Origin of the sequence: Microbacterium sp. LWH7-1.2 (assembly GCF_038397755.1) — a bacterium.
Lineage (GTDB): Bacteria > Actinomycetota > Actinomycetes > Actinomycetales > Microbacteriaceae > Microbacterium.
In genome coordinates this window covers 3,460,048-3,476,283 of the sequence record NZ_CP151637.1, presented here as the reverse complement: position 1 = coordinate 3,476,283, position 16,236 = coordinate 3,460,048, and the positions used below count along the sequence as shown (strand labels likewise).

At 68.8% G+C, this 16,236-nt stretch carries 16 protein-coding genes; 1 reads left to right on the top strand and 15 read right to left on the bottom strand.

The features are described from left to right. Positions 1 to 45: 45 nt before the first annotated feature. From rocD to MRBLWH7_RS16120, 5 genes are all read right to left on the bottom strand, one after another. The gene (gene rocD, locus MRBLWH7_RS16140; protein WP_341996280.1) at positions 46 to 1,272 is read right to left on the bottom strand and encodes an ornithine--oxo-acid transaminase; all 1,227 of its coding nucleotides are present in this window, start codon (positions 1,270 to 1,272) and stop codon (positions 46 to 48) included. 23 nt (positions 1,273 to 1,295) lie between these two features. Further along, the gene (ddaH, locus tag MRBLWH7_RS16135; protein WP_341996277.1) at positions 1,296 to 2,180 is read right to left on the bottom strand and encodes a dimethylargininase; all 885 of its coding nucleotides are present in this window, start codon (positions 2,178 to 2,180) and stop codon (positions 1,296 to 1,298) included. Positions 2,181 to 2,320: 140 nt separating this feature from the next. Further along, positions 2,321 to 3,367, bottom strand: coding sequence for an NAD(P)-dependent alcohol dehydrogenase (locus MRBLWH7_RS16130; RefSeq protein ID WP_341996275.1), 1,047 nt, complete (start codon positions 3,365 to 3,367; stop codon positions 2,321 to 2,323). A 1-nt stretch (position 3,368) separates the two neighbouring features. Next, positions 3,369 to 3,584 (bottom strand): helix-turn-helix transcriptional regulator, encoded by a 216-nt coding sequence (locus MRBLWH7_RS16125; RefSeq protein ID WP_341996274.1) that lies wholly within the window; start codon positions 3,582 to 3,584, stop codon positions 3,369 to 3,371. Beyond that, positions 3,584 to 4,018 carry a hypothetical protein gene (locus MRBLWH7_RS16120; RefSeq protein ID WP_341996272.1) on the bottom strand — a complete coding sequence of 145 codons (435 nt, stop codon included), beginning with the start codon at positions 4,016 to 4,018 and terminating at the stop codon, positions 3,584 to 3,586. The genes MRBLWH7_RS16125 and MRBLWH7_RS16120 overlap by 1 nt, the downstream gene beginning before the upstream one ends. 99 nt (positions 4,019 to 4,117) lie before the next feature. Between MRBLWH7_RS16120 and MRBLWH7_RS16115 the strand changes: the two genes are divergently transcribed. Continuing rightward, on the top strand, positions 4,118 to 4,378 hold the full coding sequence (locus MRBLWH7_RS16115; protein WP_341996270.1) for a hypothetical protein: 261 nt from the start codon (positions 4,118 to 4,120) through the stop codon (positions 4,376 to 4,378). 78 nt (positions 4,379 to 4,456) lie between these two features. Here MRBLWH7_RS16115 and MRBLWH7_RS16110 read toward each other — a convergent pair whose 3' ends face one another. The 10 genes from MRBLWH7_RS16110 to MRBLWH7_RS16065 all read right to left on the bottom strand — a co-directional run bounded on the left by MRBLWH7_RS16110 (position 4,457) and on the right by MRBLWH7_RS16065 (position 16,112). Then, positions 4,457 to 5,470 (bottom strand): substrate-binding domain-containing protein, encoded by a 1,014-nt coding sequence (locus MRBLWH7_RS16110; protein WP_341996269.1) that lies wholly within the window; start codon positions 5,468 to 5,470, stop codon positions 4,457 to 4,459. Between the two features lie 15 nt (positions 5,471 to 5,485). Then, positions 5,486 to 6,868 (bottom strand): cellulase family glycosylhydrolase, encoded by a 1,383-nt coding sequence (locus MRBLWH7_RS16105; protein ID WP_341996267.1) that lies wholly within the window; start codon positions 6,866 to 6,868, stop codon positions 5,486 to 5,488. A gap of 46 nt (positions 6,869 to 6,914) precedes the next feature. Then, the gene (locus MRBLWH7_RS16100; protein WP_341996265.1) at positions 6,915 to 8,423 is read right to left on the bottom strand and encodes an alpha-N-arabinofuranosidase; all 1,509 of its coding nucleotides are present in this window, start codon (positions 8,421 to 8,423) and stop codon (positions 6,915 to 6,917) included. Positions 8,424 to 8,476: 53 nt separating this feature from the next. Continuing rightward, entirely contained in the window at positions 8,477 to 9,403 is a 927-nt protein-coding gene (locus MRBLWH7_RS16095; RefSeq protein WP_341996264.1) for a carbohydrate ABC transporter permease, read from the bottom strand. Further along, complete coding sequence (locus tag MRBLWH7_RS16090; protein WP_341996262.1) at positions 9,400 to 10,353, bottom strand: sugar ABC transporter permease; 954 nt, start codon at positions 10,351 to 10,353, stop codon at positions 9,400 to 9,402. Before MRBLWH7_RS16090 ends, MRBLWH7_RS16095 begins: the two co-directional genes overlap by 4 nt. Positions 10,354 to 10,425: 72 nt before the next feature. Beyond that, positions 10,426 to 11,784, bottom strand: coding sequence for an extracellular solute-binding protein (locus tag MRBLWH7_RS16085; protein WP_341996259.1), 1,359 nt, complete (start codon positions 11,782 to 11,784; stop codon positions 10,426 to 10,428). Positions 11,785 to 11,977: 193 nt separating this feature from the next. Continuing rightward, a complete protein-coding gene (locus MRBLWH7_RS16080) occupies positions 11,978 to 12,934 on the bottom strand; it encodes a 3-hydroxyacyl-CoA dehydrogenase family protein (RefSeq protein WP_341996257.1) in 957 nt (318 codons plus the stop codon). Next, the gene (locus MRBLWH7_RS16075) at positions 12,931 to 13,389 is read right to left on the bottom strand and encodes a ribose-5-phosphate isomerase (RefSeq protein ID WP_341996255.1); all 459 of its coding nucleotides are present in this window, start codon (positions 13,387 to 13,389) and stop codon (positions 12,931 to 12,933) included. The genes MRBLWH7_RS16080 and MRBLWH7_RS16075 overlap by 4 nt, the downstream gene beginning before the upstream one ends. A 3-nt stretch (positions 13,390 to 13,392) precedes the next feature. After that, positions 13,393 to 15,138, bottom strand: a complete 1,746-nt coding sequence (locus MRBLWH7_RS16070; RefSeq protein ID WP_341996254.1) for a dihydroxyacetone kinase family protein — start codon at positions 15,136 to 15,138, stop codon at positions 13,393 to 13,395. Continuing rightward, positions 15,135 to 16,112, bottom strand: coding sequence for a sugar phosphate isomerase/epimerase family protein (locus MRBLWH7_RS16065; RefSeq protein ID WP_341996252.1), 978 nt, complete (start codon positions 16,110 to 16,112; stop codon positions 15,135 to 15,137). Before MRBLWH7_RS16065 ends, MRBLWH7_RS16070 begins: the two co-directional genes overlap by 4 nt. Positions 16,113 to 16,236 lie beyond the last annotated feature (124 nt).

Genomic DNA, 16,236 nt, shown 5'->3' with positions numbered 1-16,236 from the left:
GCGCTGAGCGAATGAAAGCGGGACATGCTGACCCCGCAGGGCAGGTCAGCCCGCGAGCACGAAGCGGAGCTGCTCGACCGCCCAGTCCAGCTCTGTCGCCCGCACGACGAGCGGCGGCGCGATGCGGATGGTCTGCCCGTGCGTGTCCTTCACGAGCACGCCGCGCGCGATGAGGCGTTCGGCGATCTCGCGGCCGGTGCCGATCTCGGGGTCGATGTCGACGCCGGCCCAGAGGCCCGCGACGCGCGCCGCCGTGACGCCGTGTCCCACGAGCTCGTGCAGCTTCGCCTCGAGGTGCTCGCCGAGGAGCTTCGCGCGCCCCTGGAACTCGCCGGTCTGCAGCATCTCGACCACGCGAAGGCCGACGGCCGCCGCGAGCGGGTTCCCGCCGAAGGTCGAACCGTGCTCGCCCGGACGGATCACGCCGAGCACGTCGCGGTCGGCGACCACCGCCGACAGCGGAAGGATGCCGCCGCCCAGCGCCTTGCCGAGCAGATAGACGTCGGGCACGACGCCCTCGCGGTCGCACGCGAACGTCTCGCCCACGCGGCCGAGGCCGGACTGGATCTCGTCGGCGATCAACAGCACGCCGCGGCGAGTGCAGATCTCGCGCACCTTCTTCAGGTAGCCCTCGGGTGGGAGGACGACGCCCGCCTCGCCCTGGATCGGCTCGATGAGCACGGCGACGGTGTCGGCGGTGATGGCGGCGTCGATGACCGCGGCGTCGCCGAACGGCACCGAGATGAAGCCGGGCGTGAACGGGCCGAAGCCGTCCCGCGCCTGACGGTCGTCGCTGAACCCGACGATGGTGGTGGTGCGGCCGTGGAAATTGCCGTGCGCCACGATGATCTTCGCGGCGTCCGGGGTCACGCCCTTGACGCGGTAGCCCCATGCGCGCGCGACCTTGATGCCGGTCTCGACGGCCTCGGCGCCGGTGTTCATCGGCAGCACGAGGTCCTTTCCGCACAGCTCGGCGAGGGCGGCGGCGAAGGGCCCGAGGCGGTCGTTGTGATACGCGCGGCTGGTGAGCGTCAGGAGGTTCAGCTGCTCCTGCGCGGCAGCGAGGATCGCGGGATGCCCATGGCCGAAGTTGAGGGCCGAGTAGGCCGAGAGCAGGTCGAGGTAGCGCTTGCCCTCGACATCCGTCACCCATGCTCCCTCGCCGCGCGAGATGACGACCGGGAGCGGGTGGTAGTTGTGGGCGACGTGCTCCTCTTCAGCGGCGATGATCTGGCTCATCGCCGCGTCGAGGGAGGCGGAGGCGGCGGTCATGGGAAGCTCCTCTTTCGCGCGGGTCAGCGTCGCAGCTCGAGCGTGCAGCACTTGATGCCGCCGCCGCCGAGCAGCAGCTCGGACAGATCGACGAGCACCGGGTTGTAGCCGCGCTCGCGCAGCTGCGCCTCGAAGCCCGTCGCACGCGGCGAGATGATCACGTTGAGCCCGTCGCTGGCCGAGTTGAGACCGAACACGGCGCCGTCGGCGTCGGCCACGCGGATCGCATCGGGATAGCGTTCGGCGAGGATCGCCTGGCTGCGCTCGTCGAACGCGTGCTCGAGGTAGGCGATGTTGGCCTTCTCGACGCCACCGGGGCCCTCGACCGGGTCGAGCACCGAGATCGCGGTGTCGAGATGGTAGAACCGCGGGTCGACGAGGGTGAGGCTCACGACCTCCTTGCCGAACACGTCGCGGAGCTCGCGGTGGCTGTCGCCGGTCGAGCGGAAACCCGTGCCCGCGAGGATCGTGTCGCCGACGAGGAGGAAGTCGCCCTCGCCCTCGTTGACCTCGACCGGCTCGGCGACCTCGAAGCCGTTCGCACGGAACCAGTCCATGAAGGCGGGACCCTCGGGCACGCGCTCCTGGAACCGGAACTTGGCGCCGTACGCGACGTTGTCGATGACGAAGCCCCCGTTGGCCGTGTAGACCATGTCGGGAAGACCGTCGATCGGGTCGATGAGGTGCACCTCGTGTCCCAGTGCGACGTACGTGTCGTAGAGCGTCTGCCACTGACGGACCGCGAGTGCAGTGTCGGTGGGATTGGCGGGCTCCATCCAGGGGTTGATGGTGTAGCTCACCGTGAAGTGCTCGGGGCGGCACATGAGGTAGCGGCGGACCTGCTGGATCCGGCCGGAGGCGGACCCGGTGACCGGGGCGGTGGCGGGCGCGGTGTTCTGCGTGGACATCTTGCTCCTGTAGAGGCGCGGCGGACGCTGTCCAGAGGCCCGGCGGAGCTGGGGAAGCCATCAACCGGGCACGCCACGTCCATTGTCTCACGGACGCCGTCCGCGACTGGGATATGAGCGACTCGGATGCTGCCGCCCGCTCACTCCGCGAGAACCACGATCTTGCCCGCCACGCGGCCGCCGGCGACGCGTGCGAGCGCGGCGCCCGCCTCGGCGAACGCGTACCGCCGCTCGATGACCGGACTCACTCCGCCCGCCGCGGCGAGCGCGAGCAATTCGGCAAGGGCGTCGGGCTTGGCGAGGGCGGCAAGGGGACGCAGCACGCGCTTCGACCCGATCGAGCGGAGCGCGGCGCCGGCGATGCGCCCGATAGGTCCGAGCACGCGACCGCCCTCGCCGGAGACCAGCACGACCCGGCCGCCGTCGCGCACGAGCCGCTGCAGCTCCCGCAGCGGAGCCGTGCCGGCGATGTCGAGGATGATGTCGAACCGACCCTCGCCGAGCTCGGGCGACCCCGGCTGCACCGCGTGATAGTCGAACGTGCGCGTGGCGCCGAGTCCCTCGACGAGCGGGCGGTTCCGCTCCCCGCACAGCGCCCACACGTCGGCGCCCCGTCCCGCCGCGAGCTGCACCGCGAACGTGCCCACCCCGCCGGACGCCCCGATCACGAGCACCCGCCGCGGCGACGAACCCGGGGTCGCGGCATCCGTCAGTCCTCCCAGCTCCAGCGCCTGCCACGCCGTCCCACCGGCGATCGGCAGGGTCGCGGCGACCGCCGGATCGAGCTCGGGCGGGCGGCGCACGACGCGTCCGACCGGCGAGACGGCGTAGCGGGCGAGGCCTCCGCCGGCGGGCAGTTCGCACACCACCTCATCGCCGACGGCGAACTCCGTCACGCCTTCGCCGAGGCCCGCGACGGTGGCGGCCGCATCCATCCCGCGCACCGACTGGCGCGGGCGGCGGAGGCCGAACGCGAACCGCACGAGGAGGGGCTCACCGCGCATGACGCGGATGTCGCCGTTGTTGAGCGCGGTCGCTCGCAGACGCAGGAGCACCTGACCGCGGCGCGGCGCCGGCACGTCGATGCTCTCGAGCGCGACCGCGTCGGCCTCACCGTAGCGATGCTGAGTCCACGCGGGCATCGAATCGGTGCGCACGGCGGCGGGCTCGTGAAGCGTGTCGGACATGTCATTCCTCCGGGTAGTCGAAGAGGTCGTCGAGCCCGACGCCGAAGGCGCGGGCAAGCTGGAAGGCGAGTTCGAGGGTCGGCGAGTAGCGGCCCTGCTCGATGGCGATGAGGGTCTGCCGGGTGACGCCGACCCGGCGCGCGAGCTCGGCCTGCGTGATCCCCGCCGCCTCGCGCACGGCGCGGATGGAGTTCTGGACCTTGGTGGGCTTGACCATCAGACGAGCCCACGGCGGTACGCGATGACGCTCGCGACGCCGCCGACGATCGACGACAGCGCGAAGCCGAAGAACATGATGTTGGCGATCCAGAACCAGTCGGCCTCGAACGCGCACAGGAGGATGACGCCCAGCCCCGCGATCACGAGGAACGCCTGGCCGACACGCGTCGACATGTGCGCGATGTCGCGGTCGCGCTGATCGGACCTGCCCACGCCGTCGGGGTCGCGCATGCCCGCGAGGATGCCCCACACGATGCTCACCAGGATCGCCCCGACGATGCCGGCGCCGATGACCCACAGCATGATCGGGACCCAGTCCACGTCGGTGAGTGGCCCGCCAGCGGCCTGCTGCAGCACGATCACGACGTAGACGATCATGCCGATCACGCTGACGATGAGGCTCGCCCAGATGTTGCGCTCTTCGTAGACCATGGCCCCTCCCCGGGGGATTATGTAAAAGATTCTTGACACTGAAGATAGGCGTCCCTGCCGTCGGTGTCAAGAATTTTTTACACGCTCCATCCTCCATCCGTGTCGGAACTCCGGCCGCCCGGCTCGACTGACGGACCGGATGTGGACGGATGCCGGCGCCCGCGGCATCCGGTCGTCTTTGTGTACAACGTCGTAAATCAATCGACCGCGGGCGACACCTCCGGCGCCCTCGAGGTGCTCGACGGGTTCTCGACGCAGGTCGCCGAGTTCCAGGGCGCCGGAAAGCTGACGCCGGAGCAGGCGACCGCTCTGACGACGGTCGCCGAGAAGATCACCTCCAACCTGGGGTACTGGCAGTAGCGTCCTCCAAGCAGGCGACGGTCGTCGGCCGGGCTCTCCCGGCCGGCGCCCGTCGCCTCGGATCTCGGCTGCCGCCCCTCAGGCGGATTGCGCGGGAGCGGCTGTCGAGTCCCGGACGACGAGCGACGTCGCGAGTTCCACGCGCGTCACCGTCGGCTGCGGGCTCTCCACCGACTCGAGCACCAGGCGGGTCGCCTGCTCGGCCATCTCACGCAGGGGCTGGCGAATCGTCGTCAGTCGGGGACTGGCGAGTTCCGCGATCGGCAGATCGTCGAATCCGACGACCGACAGGTCGCGAGGCACCGCCACCCCCGCTGCGGCGGCCGCATGCAGCACGCCGAGGGCCTGGAGGTCGTTCCCGGCGAAGATCGCCGTCGGAGGGTCCGCCAGGCGCAGCAGCGCCGCAGCGTGCCGCTCGCCACCGTCGCGCTGGAAGTCGCCGAAGCGGATCCACTCCGGCTCGACGGCCGCCCCGGCCGACATCATGGCCGCACGGTAGCCGTCCAGCCGGGCGAGCGAGCACATCACCTGCTCCGGACCCGTGATCGCGGCGATGCGCCGATGTCCCAGCTCCAGCAGGTGCCTGGTGGCTGCGACGCCCCCCGACCAGTTCGCGGAGCCGACGGCGGGGATCCCCGGGGCAGGGTCGCCGGCCGGGTCGATGATGACGAACGGGATGCCTCGCGCCTTCAGTGCTTCACGCCCCTCTGCGGGGACGTCGGCGAACAGCAGGATGATCCCCGTCGGTCGGCGCCGGATGACGGCATCCAGCCATTCGGGACCGGGGGAATGCCGGTCGCCACTCACCGAGAGCGAGACCGCCATGCCCACGCGCGCAGCACTCTCGCGCACTCCCTCGATGACCGCGAGCGCCCACTCCCCGCCGAGCGCGTGGAGAACGACCTCGATGTACTCCCGGCGTTGCGCGCTGCGCCTGCGCCGATAGCCGCTCGTACGGAGGTGATCCTCGACGAGCTCGCGCGTCGCCGACGACACGTCCGCCGCCCCGTTGAGCACCTTCGAGATCGTCGTCACCGAGACGCCGGTCTGGGCGGCGATCTGGTTGAGGGTCACCCGCTTGGTCTGCGCCATCCCGCTGCCCGTGGTTCAGTGCGTTGCGCGTCGCAGGATCGTCGCGAGCCCCTCCCGGACCCGGCAGTTCCGGAAGGAGAACGCGTTGGCGAGCAGTTCGGCCTCGTCGGCCCCGACGCCGGTGAACGCGCGCGCGAAGTCGTCGACCATCGCCTCGGCGAGCATGACGTGGCGCACATGGCCGTGGATCCAGCGGCGCGCGCCCCAGGGGTACGGCTGGAAGTCGGGGAACTCGTCCGCGAACAGACGCTCGATCGGATCCAGGATGTCGCGCACGCCGGCGTCCGTGGATCCCCAGGAGTCGACCCCGAGGCGAGCCTTCTTCTCGAGGAAGGGCGCCAGGCGGCGAAGATACGCCGACTCCGGGTCGACGGTGACGACACCCTGCAGGCCGATGTCCTTGTACGTCCACAGCGCCCAGCTCGCGTCGTGGCGAGCGAAGATCTCGAGCTGATCCTGCAGCAGCCGGTAGCGCTCCTCGTCCTTCGCCGGGTCCCCGGTGTAGACGGGACCGAACTCCCCCACCCAGATCGGCGTTCCCGTCTCGCGCATGTAGGCCGTCCGCTCCAGGAACGTCTGCTCGACACGGTCCCGATCGATGTACTGGCCTCGTGACACGCCCGGGTAGGAACCGCCGTCGACGAACCCCGGCAGTGCGTAGTCGTGCGCGGTGTAGACGCAGTTGGGAAGGGGGTCCCCGAGCTGGTCGAACTGCGTCGAATACCGGTTGCCGTCGAGGAACAGGATGTGGTCAGGGTCGACGGCACGGATGGCCGACTCCAGGCGTCGATAGAAGGGGCCGATCGCCGATCCGTGTGCATCCGCGGGCTCGTTCACCGGGTTGTAGCCGGCGACCCACGGATTGCCGCGGTAGTGCTCGGCGATCGCCTCCCAGAGGTTCACCACGCGGTCCTGGAACTGACGCTGCGACCAGAAGGACGCCCACTGGGTGGGGTTGTCGCTGTGCCAGTGCTGGTTCTGCGCACCGGGCAGAGCGTGCAGGTCGAGGATGGTGTAGATCCCGTGGCGTGCGCACGCGTCCACGACGCGGTCGAGGAGGGCGAAACCTTCCTGCTTGATGACGAAGGGCTCGTCGTCGTCCTCGAAGTGCCGGTAGTTGAAGGGGATCCGCAGGGAGTTCAGGCCGAGCGACTGCAGGAACGCGGCATCGTCGTCGGTGAAGAACTCGGCCAGGAACCTCGCGAAGAAGCGCTCGTATCCCTCGTGGCCCAGCACGCGCCGCAGCGCCCGCCGCTGCTGCGCCTCCGACCCGGCGTAGCCGGTGATGAAGTTCTCCATGTTCATCCACCCTCCGAGGCCGAAACCTCGGAGAGTGACGGGGGTGCCTCCTGCGACGATGCGCGTCCCGTCGACGCGAAGGGGGCCCTGGTGTGTCATGCGGTCCTCTCGAGAGTGCGCCGGGGCGCATCGTGTGTGCGGCGGCTCAGGCCAGGGTGAGAACGGTCCACGACACCGGTGGCAGGGCGATCGTCACGGTCGCCTCCCCGATCACGACGGAGGTGTTCGCCTTCGGTGTCACACGGTCCTGGTGCGCCAGCGTGTTCGCGGCGTGGATGTCGTCCTCGAAGAGCGAGATCGCTTCGGCGCCGCTGACGCCGCCGAGTGCGCGGGTGTCGATCTCGAGGGTCACCTCGTCGGTCAGGCTGCGGTTGACGGCGAAGATCGTCGTCCCACCGCCTGCGTCGTGCGTCGCGACGGCGTCGACGACGCTCACCTCGCCGTACTGCTCGGTCTGATACGTGGGGCTGTCCAGTCGCAGTTCGAGCGCGGTGCCGCGGGCGAGCTTCGACGTGAGCGAGAACGGGTAGAACGTGGTCTGCCGCCATGCCGCCCCGCCCGGCTCCGTCATGATGGGCGCGATGACGTTCACCAGCTGCGCGAGGCTCGCCGAGGTCACGCGGTCCGCGTGACGAATGAGCGAGATCATGAGGCTGCCGAACACGACCGCGTCCAGCACCGAGTACGAGTCCTCGAGCAGGCGTGGCGCGACGGGCCACGTCTGAACGTCCGTAATGCGGTCGACGTCGTTGTAGCGGGACTGGTACCACACGTTCCACTCGTCGAACGAGATGTTGATGTTCTTGTCGCTGCGGACGACCGCCTTCACGGAGTCGGCCGTCGCTACGACCGCGTCGATGAAGCGGTCCATGTTGACGCCCGACGCGAGGAAGCTGGCGTAGTCGCCGCCGACCGGCTCGTAGTAGGCATGGCAGGAGATGAAGTCGACGTCGTCATACGTCTTCTCCAGCACGACGCGCTCCCACTCGCCGAACGTCGGCATCTGCGCGCCCGAGCTGCCGCACACGACGAGTTCGAGGTCGGGATCGACCTGCCGCATCGCCGCCGCGGTCGTCGCGGCGAGCTGCGCATACTCGGCCGCGGTGCTGTGACCGAGCTGCCACGGGCCGTCCATCTCGTTGCCCAGACACCACATGCGGATGCCATGCGATTCCCGGCGTCCGTTCGCGACGCGCTTGTCGGCCCAGAACGTCCCCGACCGCAGGTTCGCGTACTCGAGGACGTCGAGCGCCTCGAGGACTCCCCGCGTGCCGAGGTTGATGGCGTACATGAGCTCGCCGTCGACCTTCTCCAGCCAGGTCGCGAACTCGTCCAGCCCGATCTCGTTGGTCTCGGTGGAGTGCCAGGCGAGGTCCAGTCGCCGCGGACGCTCGTCGCGCGGGCCGATGCCGTCCTCCCACCGGTAACCCGACACGAAGTTGCCACCGGGATAGCGGACCGTCGAGACGCCGAGCTCACGCACCAGCTCGATCACGTCATAGCGGAACCCATCCTCGTCGGCCGTCGGGTGCGAGGGCTCGTAGATCCCGTCGTACACGCATCGCCCCAAGTGCTCGACGAACGAGCCGAAGAGACGTCGGTTGATCGGTCCGACCACGAAGTGGGGGTCGACGGTGAGGTGTGCGCGGATCATTCTTCTCTTTCAGGGCAGGGGCGAACCGGGTGCGGCGATGCGGGCTCGTCAGATCACTTGAGGCTTCCGATCGCGAGCCCGCCTCGCCAGTACTTCTGCAGGGCCAGGAACGCGATGATCAGCGGGATGACCGACACGAGCGAGCCGAGGATGATGATGCTCCACAGCGTCTGCCCGCCCGCCGCGCCGTACGTGGACGCGGTCGACTGCCAGACGCCGATGCCGACGGTGACGGGGAACAGCCGGTTGTCCGACAGCATCACGAGCGGGAGGAAGTAGTTGTTCCACACGGCCACGACCGACAGCAGCAGCACGGTCACGATCGCGGGCCGCAGCATCGGCAGTGCGACCCGGAAGAACGTGCGGAACTCCCCCGCGCCATCCACGCGGGCGGCGTCGAGGAGCTCGTCGGGCACGGCATCGCGCGCGTACACGTTCATGAGGTAGACACCGAAGGGGTTGAGCAGCGAGGGGAAGATCACGGCCCAGATCGTGTTCGTCCAGCCCACCTGCGCGAACAGGACGAAGGTCGGGATCACGAGCGCGGTCGTCGGCACCATGACGGCGCCGAGCAGGATCGCGAAGGCGGCCCGGCGCCCCGCGAACCGATACTTCGCGAACCCGTACCCCGCGAGGACGGCGAGCACCGTGGCGCCGAGCCCGCCCACGATGGCATAGAGAGCGGTGTTCGCCAGCCATCGCCCGTAGATCCCTCCGCCGTACGTGAACAGGTCGACCAGGTTTCCGAGGTAGTTGATGTCGTCCGTGAACCACAGGGCATTGTCGCCCCCGAACAGGCCGGCCGCGGTCTTGGAGCTGTTGACGATCAGCCACCAGAACGGCACCAGGAAGTAGACCACGAGCAGCGCCAGCACGAGGTTCAGCGACGCACGCCCGCGGGTGCGCGGGGCCGACCGGCGCTCGACGAGCTTGCGTGGCTTGCCGCGGGTCTCGGTGATCTCGATAGGCGTGGCACTCATTCGAAGAAGCTCCCTCGCTTGCGGGTTGCGAACAGGAAGATGTAGACGCAGACGAAGACGACGGCACCGAGGGCGAACGAGATCGTCGCGCCGTAGTTGTAGTTCGCCAGAGAGAACGCCTGATAGAAGGCATAGATGTTGGGCGTGAAGTCGTTCGGGATGGATCCGGCCGCGAGGTCCTGGAGGATCTTCGGCTCATTGAAGAACTGCAGGGTTCCGATGAGGGCGAAGACCAGGATGAGCAGGAGTGCCGGCGAGAGGAGGGGGATCTTGATGCGCAGGATGATCTGCCACTGCGAGGCGCCGTCGATGCGTGCCGCCTCGTACAGGGTGGGGTCGATCCCCTGCAGCGCTGCGTAGAGGATGATCATGTAATAGCCGGCCCATTGCCACGTGACGATGTTGAGGAGGCCGTAGAAGATCAGGCTCTTGCTCAGGAAATCAGGGGCCTCAGCGCCGAAAATTCCGAAAATGTTCGCGAGTGGGCCGAAGTTCTCGCTGTAGAGGAACCCCCACATCAGAGCGCCGATCACCGTCGGGATCGCGTACGGCATGAAGATCATGAGCCGCGAGAACCGGGCGAACCGGGTCACGATGATGTCGAGCATTAGGGCGATCGCCAGCGAGATCGCCATCTGCAGCGGAATGAGCACCAGCGAGAACCGGATGACGAACCAGACGCCGTCGAGGAAGTTCGGGTCTGTGAACGCCTTGGCGTAGTTGCCGAAGAGGACGAACCGGGTGCCGCCGATGAGCGACTTCTGGAAGAGGCTCAAGTAGAGCGCGTAGCCGATCGGCAGCACGAGCAGAGCCAGGAAGACGATCCCGAACGGTCCGACGAAGAGCCATCCGAAGAGGTTCTGACGAGCGGCGGTCGAGCGACGACCGCCCTTCTTCGTGAAGAGGCTCGACCCCTTCTTCGTTGGGGGACTTGCGGTTGAGGTGGTCATGATTTCTCCGGGTCGGAAGGGAATGACCGGAGGGCCGGTCCGCGCGAGCACGGACCGGCCCCCCGTGCCATGTCACTTGACGGTGAAGCCCTGCTCCTCCGCGTAGGCCACGACAGCCTCCTGGAGCGCGTCCGCAGCTTCAGAACCCGTAGCGGATCCGTCGTTGATGTTCTGGATCTGCTCAGTCAGGGTCGAGTAGTAGAACTGCTGGAGCGGCGTGTAGACCATGCCCTTGTAGGCATTGGCCGCCGGGACGTACACCTCTTTGTTGGCCTGCTGGCCGCTGAAGAAGGGCACCTCGTAGTCCTGGAACGCCGGGTCCTCCAGCACGTCCACGTTGAGCGGGAAGATGATCTGTTCCTGCCAGCCCTGATCGAGCGACGCCTGGTCCGCATAGACCCCGAAGGCCACCTTGGCTGCCAGCTCAGGGTCGTCCGCCTGGCTGCTCACCGAGAACGCCGAGCCGCCCCAGTTGATCGCGACGGGGCTGGCCGGATCCCACTGCGGCAGCGGAGCGGTCGCCCACACGCCTTCGTCCGCACCCTCGCCGACGCCCGCGCCCTGGAGGTAGCCGGGAGCCCAGGCCGCCGAGAGGTACGTGGCGTAGTCGCCGCCGATGACGCCGGCGATGTACTCGGGAGTGAACTGGTCCTCCGTGCCCACGAGGCCCTTCTCGACGAGGCCGGCCCAGTAGTCGAGGACGCGCTTGATCTCGTCGCTGTTGAGGTTGATTCCGATCTCACCCTCGTTGGCGGGGTCGTACTCGAACGGCTCCGCGCCGGTCTGGTACATGTACGCCGTCACCGCCGCGGGCTGGTTCGCGGCGAAGCTCGCGAAGACCGGACCTCCGGCATCCTTGACCTGCTGCGCGGTCGCCTCGAACTCCTCCCACGTGGTGGGCGGCGTGATGCCGTACTGCTCGAAGATGTCGGTGCGGTAGATCATGCCCATCGGGCCGCCGTCGATCGGAGCGCCGTAGACGCCGCCGCCGACCGAGACGTCCTTCCACGCGCCTTCGCTGAAGTTGTCCTTGACATCCTCATAGCCGAGGTCGCTCAGGTCGACGAGGGCGTCCTGGGCCTGGAAGACCGCGATGCGGTCGGCCTCGACCATCATGACGTCAGGAGCACCGCTGCCGCCCGAGATCGCCGTCTGGAACTTGTCGTAGGCGTCGCCACCGGCGCCCGCGTTCGTCCAGCAGACCTGGACGTCGTCGTTCTCCTCGTTGAAGTTGTCGACGACGGCCTCGGAGTTGGGGTACCACGCCCACAGGGTGACGACGGGAGCGTCGGGGTTCTTGATCTCGTTGGAGCAGTTGGATGCGTCTCCACCACCTCCGTTGTCGCCACCGTCACCACCGGCGGTGCAGGCTGCGAGGGCACCAGCCACTGCGAGCGTCATGATCGCAGCAAGGACAGGCTTCGTCTTCACTGGAGTTCCTTTCGGTTTTGCGGGACTTCTTCGTCGGTGCGCGACCGTTGCGGTGCTCCGGGTCACTCGGGAGCAACTCGTTCTCCGCGTGGTCTACAACGTTGTAGAGCAACGTTGTAGACACTTTCCCATCGCGGCACCGGTGTGTCAAGAGAGGGGCGGGAATTTCTCCGCTGCGGGCGAAACTTGCGCCTCAGTAGTCGACGGGTGCGCGTCCCAGCTCGCGGAGGAGAGCCGACAGCGCGGCGTAGGCCTCGTCCCGGTAGGCGGCCAGCTCGGGGGCGCGTTCTGGCGGGGTGGCGAGGAACCCACGGCCGGACTTCACGCCCTTCTCGCCGCGCTCGACGCGCTCGTTGAGGATCCCCGGCGAGGTGAACCGATCCGGATACGCCTCGTGGAGCGATCGATAGCAGAACTCGTACACGTCCAGCCCCGCGATGTCCGCGATCGCGAACGGCCCGAAGAAGGGCAGCCTGAACCCGAAGGTCGTGCGGGCGATCAGATCCACGGCCTCCGGGGTCGCGACCCCTTCGTCGACGAGGCGTGCCGCCTCACTGAAGAGGGCGTATTGCAGGCGGTTCAGCACGAAACCCGTCACGTCGGCGATGGGCACACCCACCTTCCCGCATTCGCCGAGGAGCTCGACGATTCTCTCCACGGCGCTCGGGTCGGTCTCCGCGTGCGGGATGACCTCGACTCCGGGGATGAAGGTGGCCGGGTTGCTGAAGTGCACGCCGAGGAATCGCGTCGGGTGCTCGACGGCCTCCGCGAGCGTGCCGATCGAGATCGTGGAAGTGTTGCTCCCGATGAGCGTGTCGGGGCGACAGCTCCCGCTGATGCGCCGCAGCGTCTCGTGCTTGAGTTCGAGGATCTCCGGCACGGCCTCTTCGACGAGGTCGACGTCGGCCACCGCGTCCTCGATAGACGTCGACGCCGAGACGCGCTCCGCGACCCGGTCGGCGGCATCCGGGGGGAAGATCCCACGCCGGCCGTAGTCGGCCGCCTCACGGATGAGGCGCTCTCGATTGGAGTGGGCGAGCTCGGCGCTGGCATCGGCCAGAACGACCTCCCTGCCCGCGAGCGCCAGCACCTGGGCGATCCCGCCGCCCATGTAGCCGGAGCCGACGACGGCCACCGTCGAGATCATCATGCTTCCTCCTCGTATTCGTCGATCAGTCGGACTTTCGCCGCGGATGCCGAGCCGGGGTCGAAGCGGTGCTCCAGCCACTCGTCGACGAGCTTCTTCGCGAGCTCCAGGCCGATCACCCGCGCCCCCAGGGTGAGAACCTGTGCGTTGTTGCTCTTGACCGACCGCTCCACCGAGTAGCTGTCATGGGCGGTCACGGCCCGGATCCCGCGCACTTTGTTCGCGGTGATCGCGACTCCGAGCCCCGTGCCGCAGATGAGGAGCGCGCGATCGGCGTCACCTCTCGCGACGATCGAGGCCGCTTTCACCGCCACCCGCGGGTAGGGCGTCGCCTCCGCGCTCGCCACCCCGACATCCGCGACGCTGTCCACCCGCGAGTCGGCGGCGAGCAGCTCTCGCAGCACCTCCTTGTAGGCGAAGCCGGCGTCGTCGGCGCCGATCACGATTCTCCAGCCCATCGATCACTCCGATCCCTTGAAGTCCGCGACCCACCCCGCGAGGTCGGCGGCGATGATTGAGAACGACTCGGCACCCGGGTCGGGATGCCCGATGCTGCGCTCGGCGAGTGGACGCGCCCGGCCACGTCGGGGTGTCATGGCCGATGTCGCGTCAGCGCCCGCGCGGGCCGCCGCCGCTGCGGCGGCGAGCGCCGCCGCGATGCCGGTCCCCGCCTGCACCTGTTCCGTGAGCGTCTCGTCGAAGGGTGCCATCGCATCGAGCATCGTCTTGTCGCCCGGCTCCGCCCCGCCGAGCGCCGCCACTCTGGCGTGCGCCGCGGCGACCGCCGCCGCGACATCCGCCGCGGTGAAGGCTTCGGGCGACCCGAGCGAGAGCCCGACCTCCGCGAGCGCAGCGCCCCAGAGGGCCCCCGACGTGCCGCCCGCCGTCTCGGACCACGCGTCGCCGGCGCGCTCGAGCAGCTCTTTCACGCCGATCGACTCGTCCGCGGACTCCGCCGCCTCGACCGCGGCGGTGAGGCCTCGCGTCATCCCGATGCCGTGATCCCCGTCGCCGGCGATCGCGTCGAGCTCACCCAGGCGGTCCGCTTCCGCCGCGATCGCCTCCCGAGCGCTGATCAGCAGGCGCCGCGCGATCACCGCCGCCGTCCGCGCGGCGGGGGTCGCCGGTGCCGGGGCATGGCCGACGCCGGGCGGGACCTCTACTGCCGCGGGTCTGCCGGCGGCGGTCGCTCTCACGGAGGGCGTATCCGCAGACAGGGCGCCCTTTCGGAAGGCGGGCGAGGAGGCCGGAGCCCGCCACAGCTCTTCGAGCTCGTCATCGAGCCAGAGCAGAGTGAGCGAGACGCCCGCCATGTCGAGGCTGGTGACGAACTCCCCGCACAGCGGCTCCACGATCTCGACGCCCTGCGCCTCGAGATGTTCGACGACGCACCCGAAGAGCACGAACAGCTCCTCGTACTTCACCGACCCGAGTCCGTTCACGATCACCGCGGCGCGCCGGCCGTCATGGGGCCGCTCCTCGAGGAGAGGCGCCGCGAGCGTGACGGCCAGTTCCGGCGCGGGCTGCAGAGGCACATCGCGGACCCCAGGCTCACCGTGGATGCCGAGGCCGATCGACATCTGCCCCGCGGGAACCTCGAACAGGGCGTGGTCCGCGCCGGGGAGCGTGCAGCCGGCGAAGGCGACGCCGTGGCTGCGGGTCCGGCTGTTGGCGTGCGTCGCAAGGCGCTCCACCTCGTCGAGCGGATCCCCGCGCTCTGCCGCGGCACCGGCGATATGGAAGACGCACACGATCCCGGCGATACCGCGGCGCTCGTCGGCCACCTCCTGCGGGGCGCTCGCGACATCGTCGGTGATGAGCACCGTGCGCGCATCGATCCCTTCGTCGCGCAGCCGCCGCTCGGCCTCGCCGAAGTGGATCACGTCTCCCGCGTAACGCCCGTACGTGAAGAGGACGCCGCCACCCGCGTCGGCGGCGTGTGCCACGCGCAGCGCCTGCGCGGTCGAGGGCGAGGTGAAGATGTTGCCGCACACGGCGCCCGCGGCCAGGCCCGTCCCCACGTAGCCGGCGAAGGCGGGGTAGTGTCCCGAGCCGCCGCCGATGAGGACCGCGACCTTTCCGGGCTCGAGCGGGTTCGCGCGCACGACCCCGCCGTCGACCAGCGAGACCTCGTCCGCGTGGGCGCGCGCGAAGCCTCGGAGGGCGTCTGCGACGAACGCGTCGGCGTCGCCCAGGATGCGGGTCATCGCGACACCGCCGACGCGTGGGTCTGACGCACTCTGCTGACGCCTGCCGTGTACTCCCGTCGAGGCAGCACGTGATCACGCAGGTAGTCGCGGTTGGTGGCGCTCACGCTCAAGCCGTCTCCGCCGTAGTGCTCCACGCAGATGATGCCCTGGAAGCCGCTGCGCAGGGCGATCTTCACCGCTTCGCGGTAGTTGATGACGCCCAGTTCGAGCGACGTCGGGACGGTCGAATACAGACCGGCCGAGGCATCCTCGTCACGTGAGTAATTCTTCACGTGCCAGAAGTTGGCGTACGGCATGGTCGCCTCCGCGACCGCCCGCCAGTCCTCGACGGGCTCGTGGAGCCGGATGAGGTTGCCGATGTCGGGGTTGAGGCCGACGGCCTCCAGGCCGATGTCCTCCACGAGGCGCACGGAGGACTGCGCGGTGCCCAGGAAGGTGTGCTCATACATCTCGAGCGAGAGCAGCAGCCCCGCCTCGTCGGCATGCCGTCCCAGCTCGCGCAGGCGTCCGACGGCGAGCGCCCATGCGTCGTCGTCTCCGAAGGGGTCACGGTGTCCTTCGGCGGTCCAGAACCAGAGCTGCTCCCGCTGGGCAGGAGTGAGGGCGCGATGAAGCCCCACCGAGACGACCGGGATGCCCAGCTCGGCGGCGAAGTCGATCGTCCGGTGCGCGTAGGCGAGGTGCTCCTGGCCGTGCTGCTCGTCGATCACGCTGCGGCGGATGGCCGAGAGGGAGGCGGCGGTCAGCCCCGCCGACCGGAGGCACTCTCGCAGAACCGCGACGTGCTCCGCGTCGAGGTCGCCGTACCGGGTCCAGGAGTCGGTGAGATCGACCTCCGAGAACCCCTCGTCGCTCACCTCCGTGAGATCCGACAGCCAGCGCTCGGCGGATGATTCCGGTCCGTCGACCGGGTGGGCATCCCCGAGCGGAAGCATCGCCGCCGCGATCGGCCACTCCTTCGAACTCAGCATTCTTTCGTCCTCGATGACGTCATACGGGCAAGCTACACTAGTTTACAACGTTGCATTTCTCCGTTGCACGAACGGGAGAGGAACTGCGCGGACGTCCGCGGCCATGGCTCGGCGGGCAGTAGAG

Bases quoted from the DNA above. Each gene is read 5' to 3' on its own strand.
- MRBLWH7_RS16065 (WP_341996252.1), bottom strand. From the start codon at position 16,112: ATGCTGAGTTCGAAGGAGTGGCCGATCGCGGCGGCGATGCTTCCGCTC.
- MRBLWH7_RS16105 (WP_341996267.1), bottom strand. From the start codon at position 6,868: ATGACACACCAGGGCCCCCTTCGCGTCGACGGGACGCGCATCGTCGCA.
- MRBLWH7_RS16070 (WP_341996254.1), bottom strand. From the start codon at position 15,138: ATGACCCGCATCCTGGGCGACGCCGACGCGTTCGTCGCAGACGCCCTC.
- MRBLWH7_RS16090 (WP_341996262.1), bottom strand. From the start codon at position 10,353: ATGACCACCTCAACCGCAAGTCCCCCAACGAAGAAGGGGTCGAGCCTC.
- MRBLWH7_RS16080 (WP_341996257.1), bottom strand. From the start codon at position 12,934: ATGATGATCTCGACGGTGGCCGTCGTCGGCTCCGGCTACATGGGCGGC.
- MRBLWH7_RS16100 (WP_341996265.1), bottom strand. From the start codon at position 8,423: ATGATCCGCGCACACCTCACCGTCGACCCCCACTTCGTGGTCGGACCG.
- MRBLWH7_RS16125 (WP_341996274.1), bottom strand. From the start codon at position 3,584: ATGGTCAAGCCCACCAAGGTCCAGAACTCCATCCGCGCCGTGCGCGAG.
- MRBLWH7_RS16075 (WP_341996255.1), bottom strand. From the start codon at position 13,389: ATGGGCTGGAGAATCGTGATCGGCGCCGACGACGCCGGCTTCGCCTAC.
- ddaH (WP_341996277.1), bottom strand. From the start codon at position 2,180: ATGTCCACGCAGAACACCGCGCCCGCCACCGCCCCGGTCACCGGGTCC.
- MRBLWH7_RS16120 (WP_341996272.1), bottom strand. From the start codon at position 4,018: ATGGTCTACGAAGAGCGCAACATCTGGGCGAGCCTCATCGTCAGCGTG.
- rocD (WP_341996280.1), bottom strand. From the start codon at position 1,272: ATGACCGCCGCCTCCGCCTCCCTCGACGCGGCGATGAGCCAGATCATC.
- MRBLWH7_RS16110 (WP_341996269.1), bottom strand. From the start codon at position 5,470: ATGGCGCAGACCAAGCGGGTGACCCTCAACCAGATCGCCGCCCAGACC.
- MRBLWH7_RS16130 (WP_341996275.1), bottom strand. From the start codon at position 3,367: ATGTCCGACACGCTTCACGAGCCCGCCGCCGTGCGCACCGATTCGATG.
- MRBLWH7_RS16095 (WP_341996264.1), bottom strand. From the start codon at position 9,403: ATGAGTGCCACGCCTATCGAGATCACCGAGACCCGCGGCAAGCCACGC.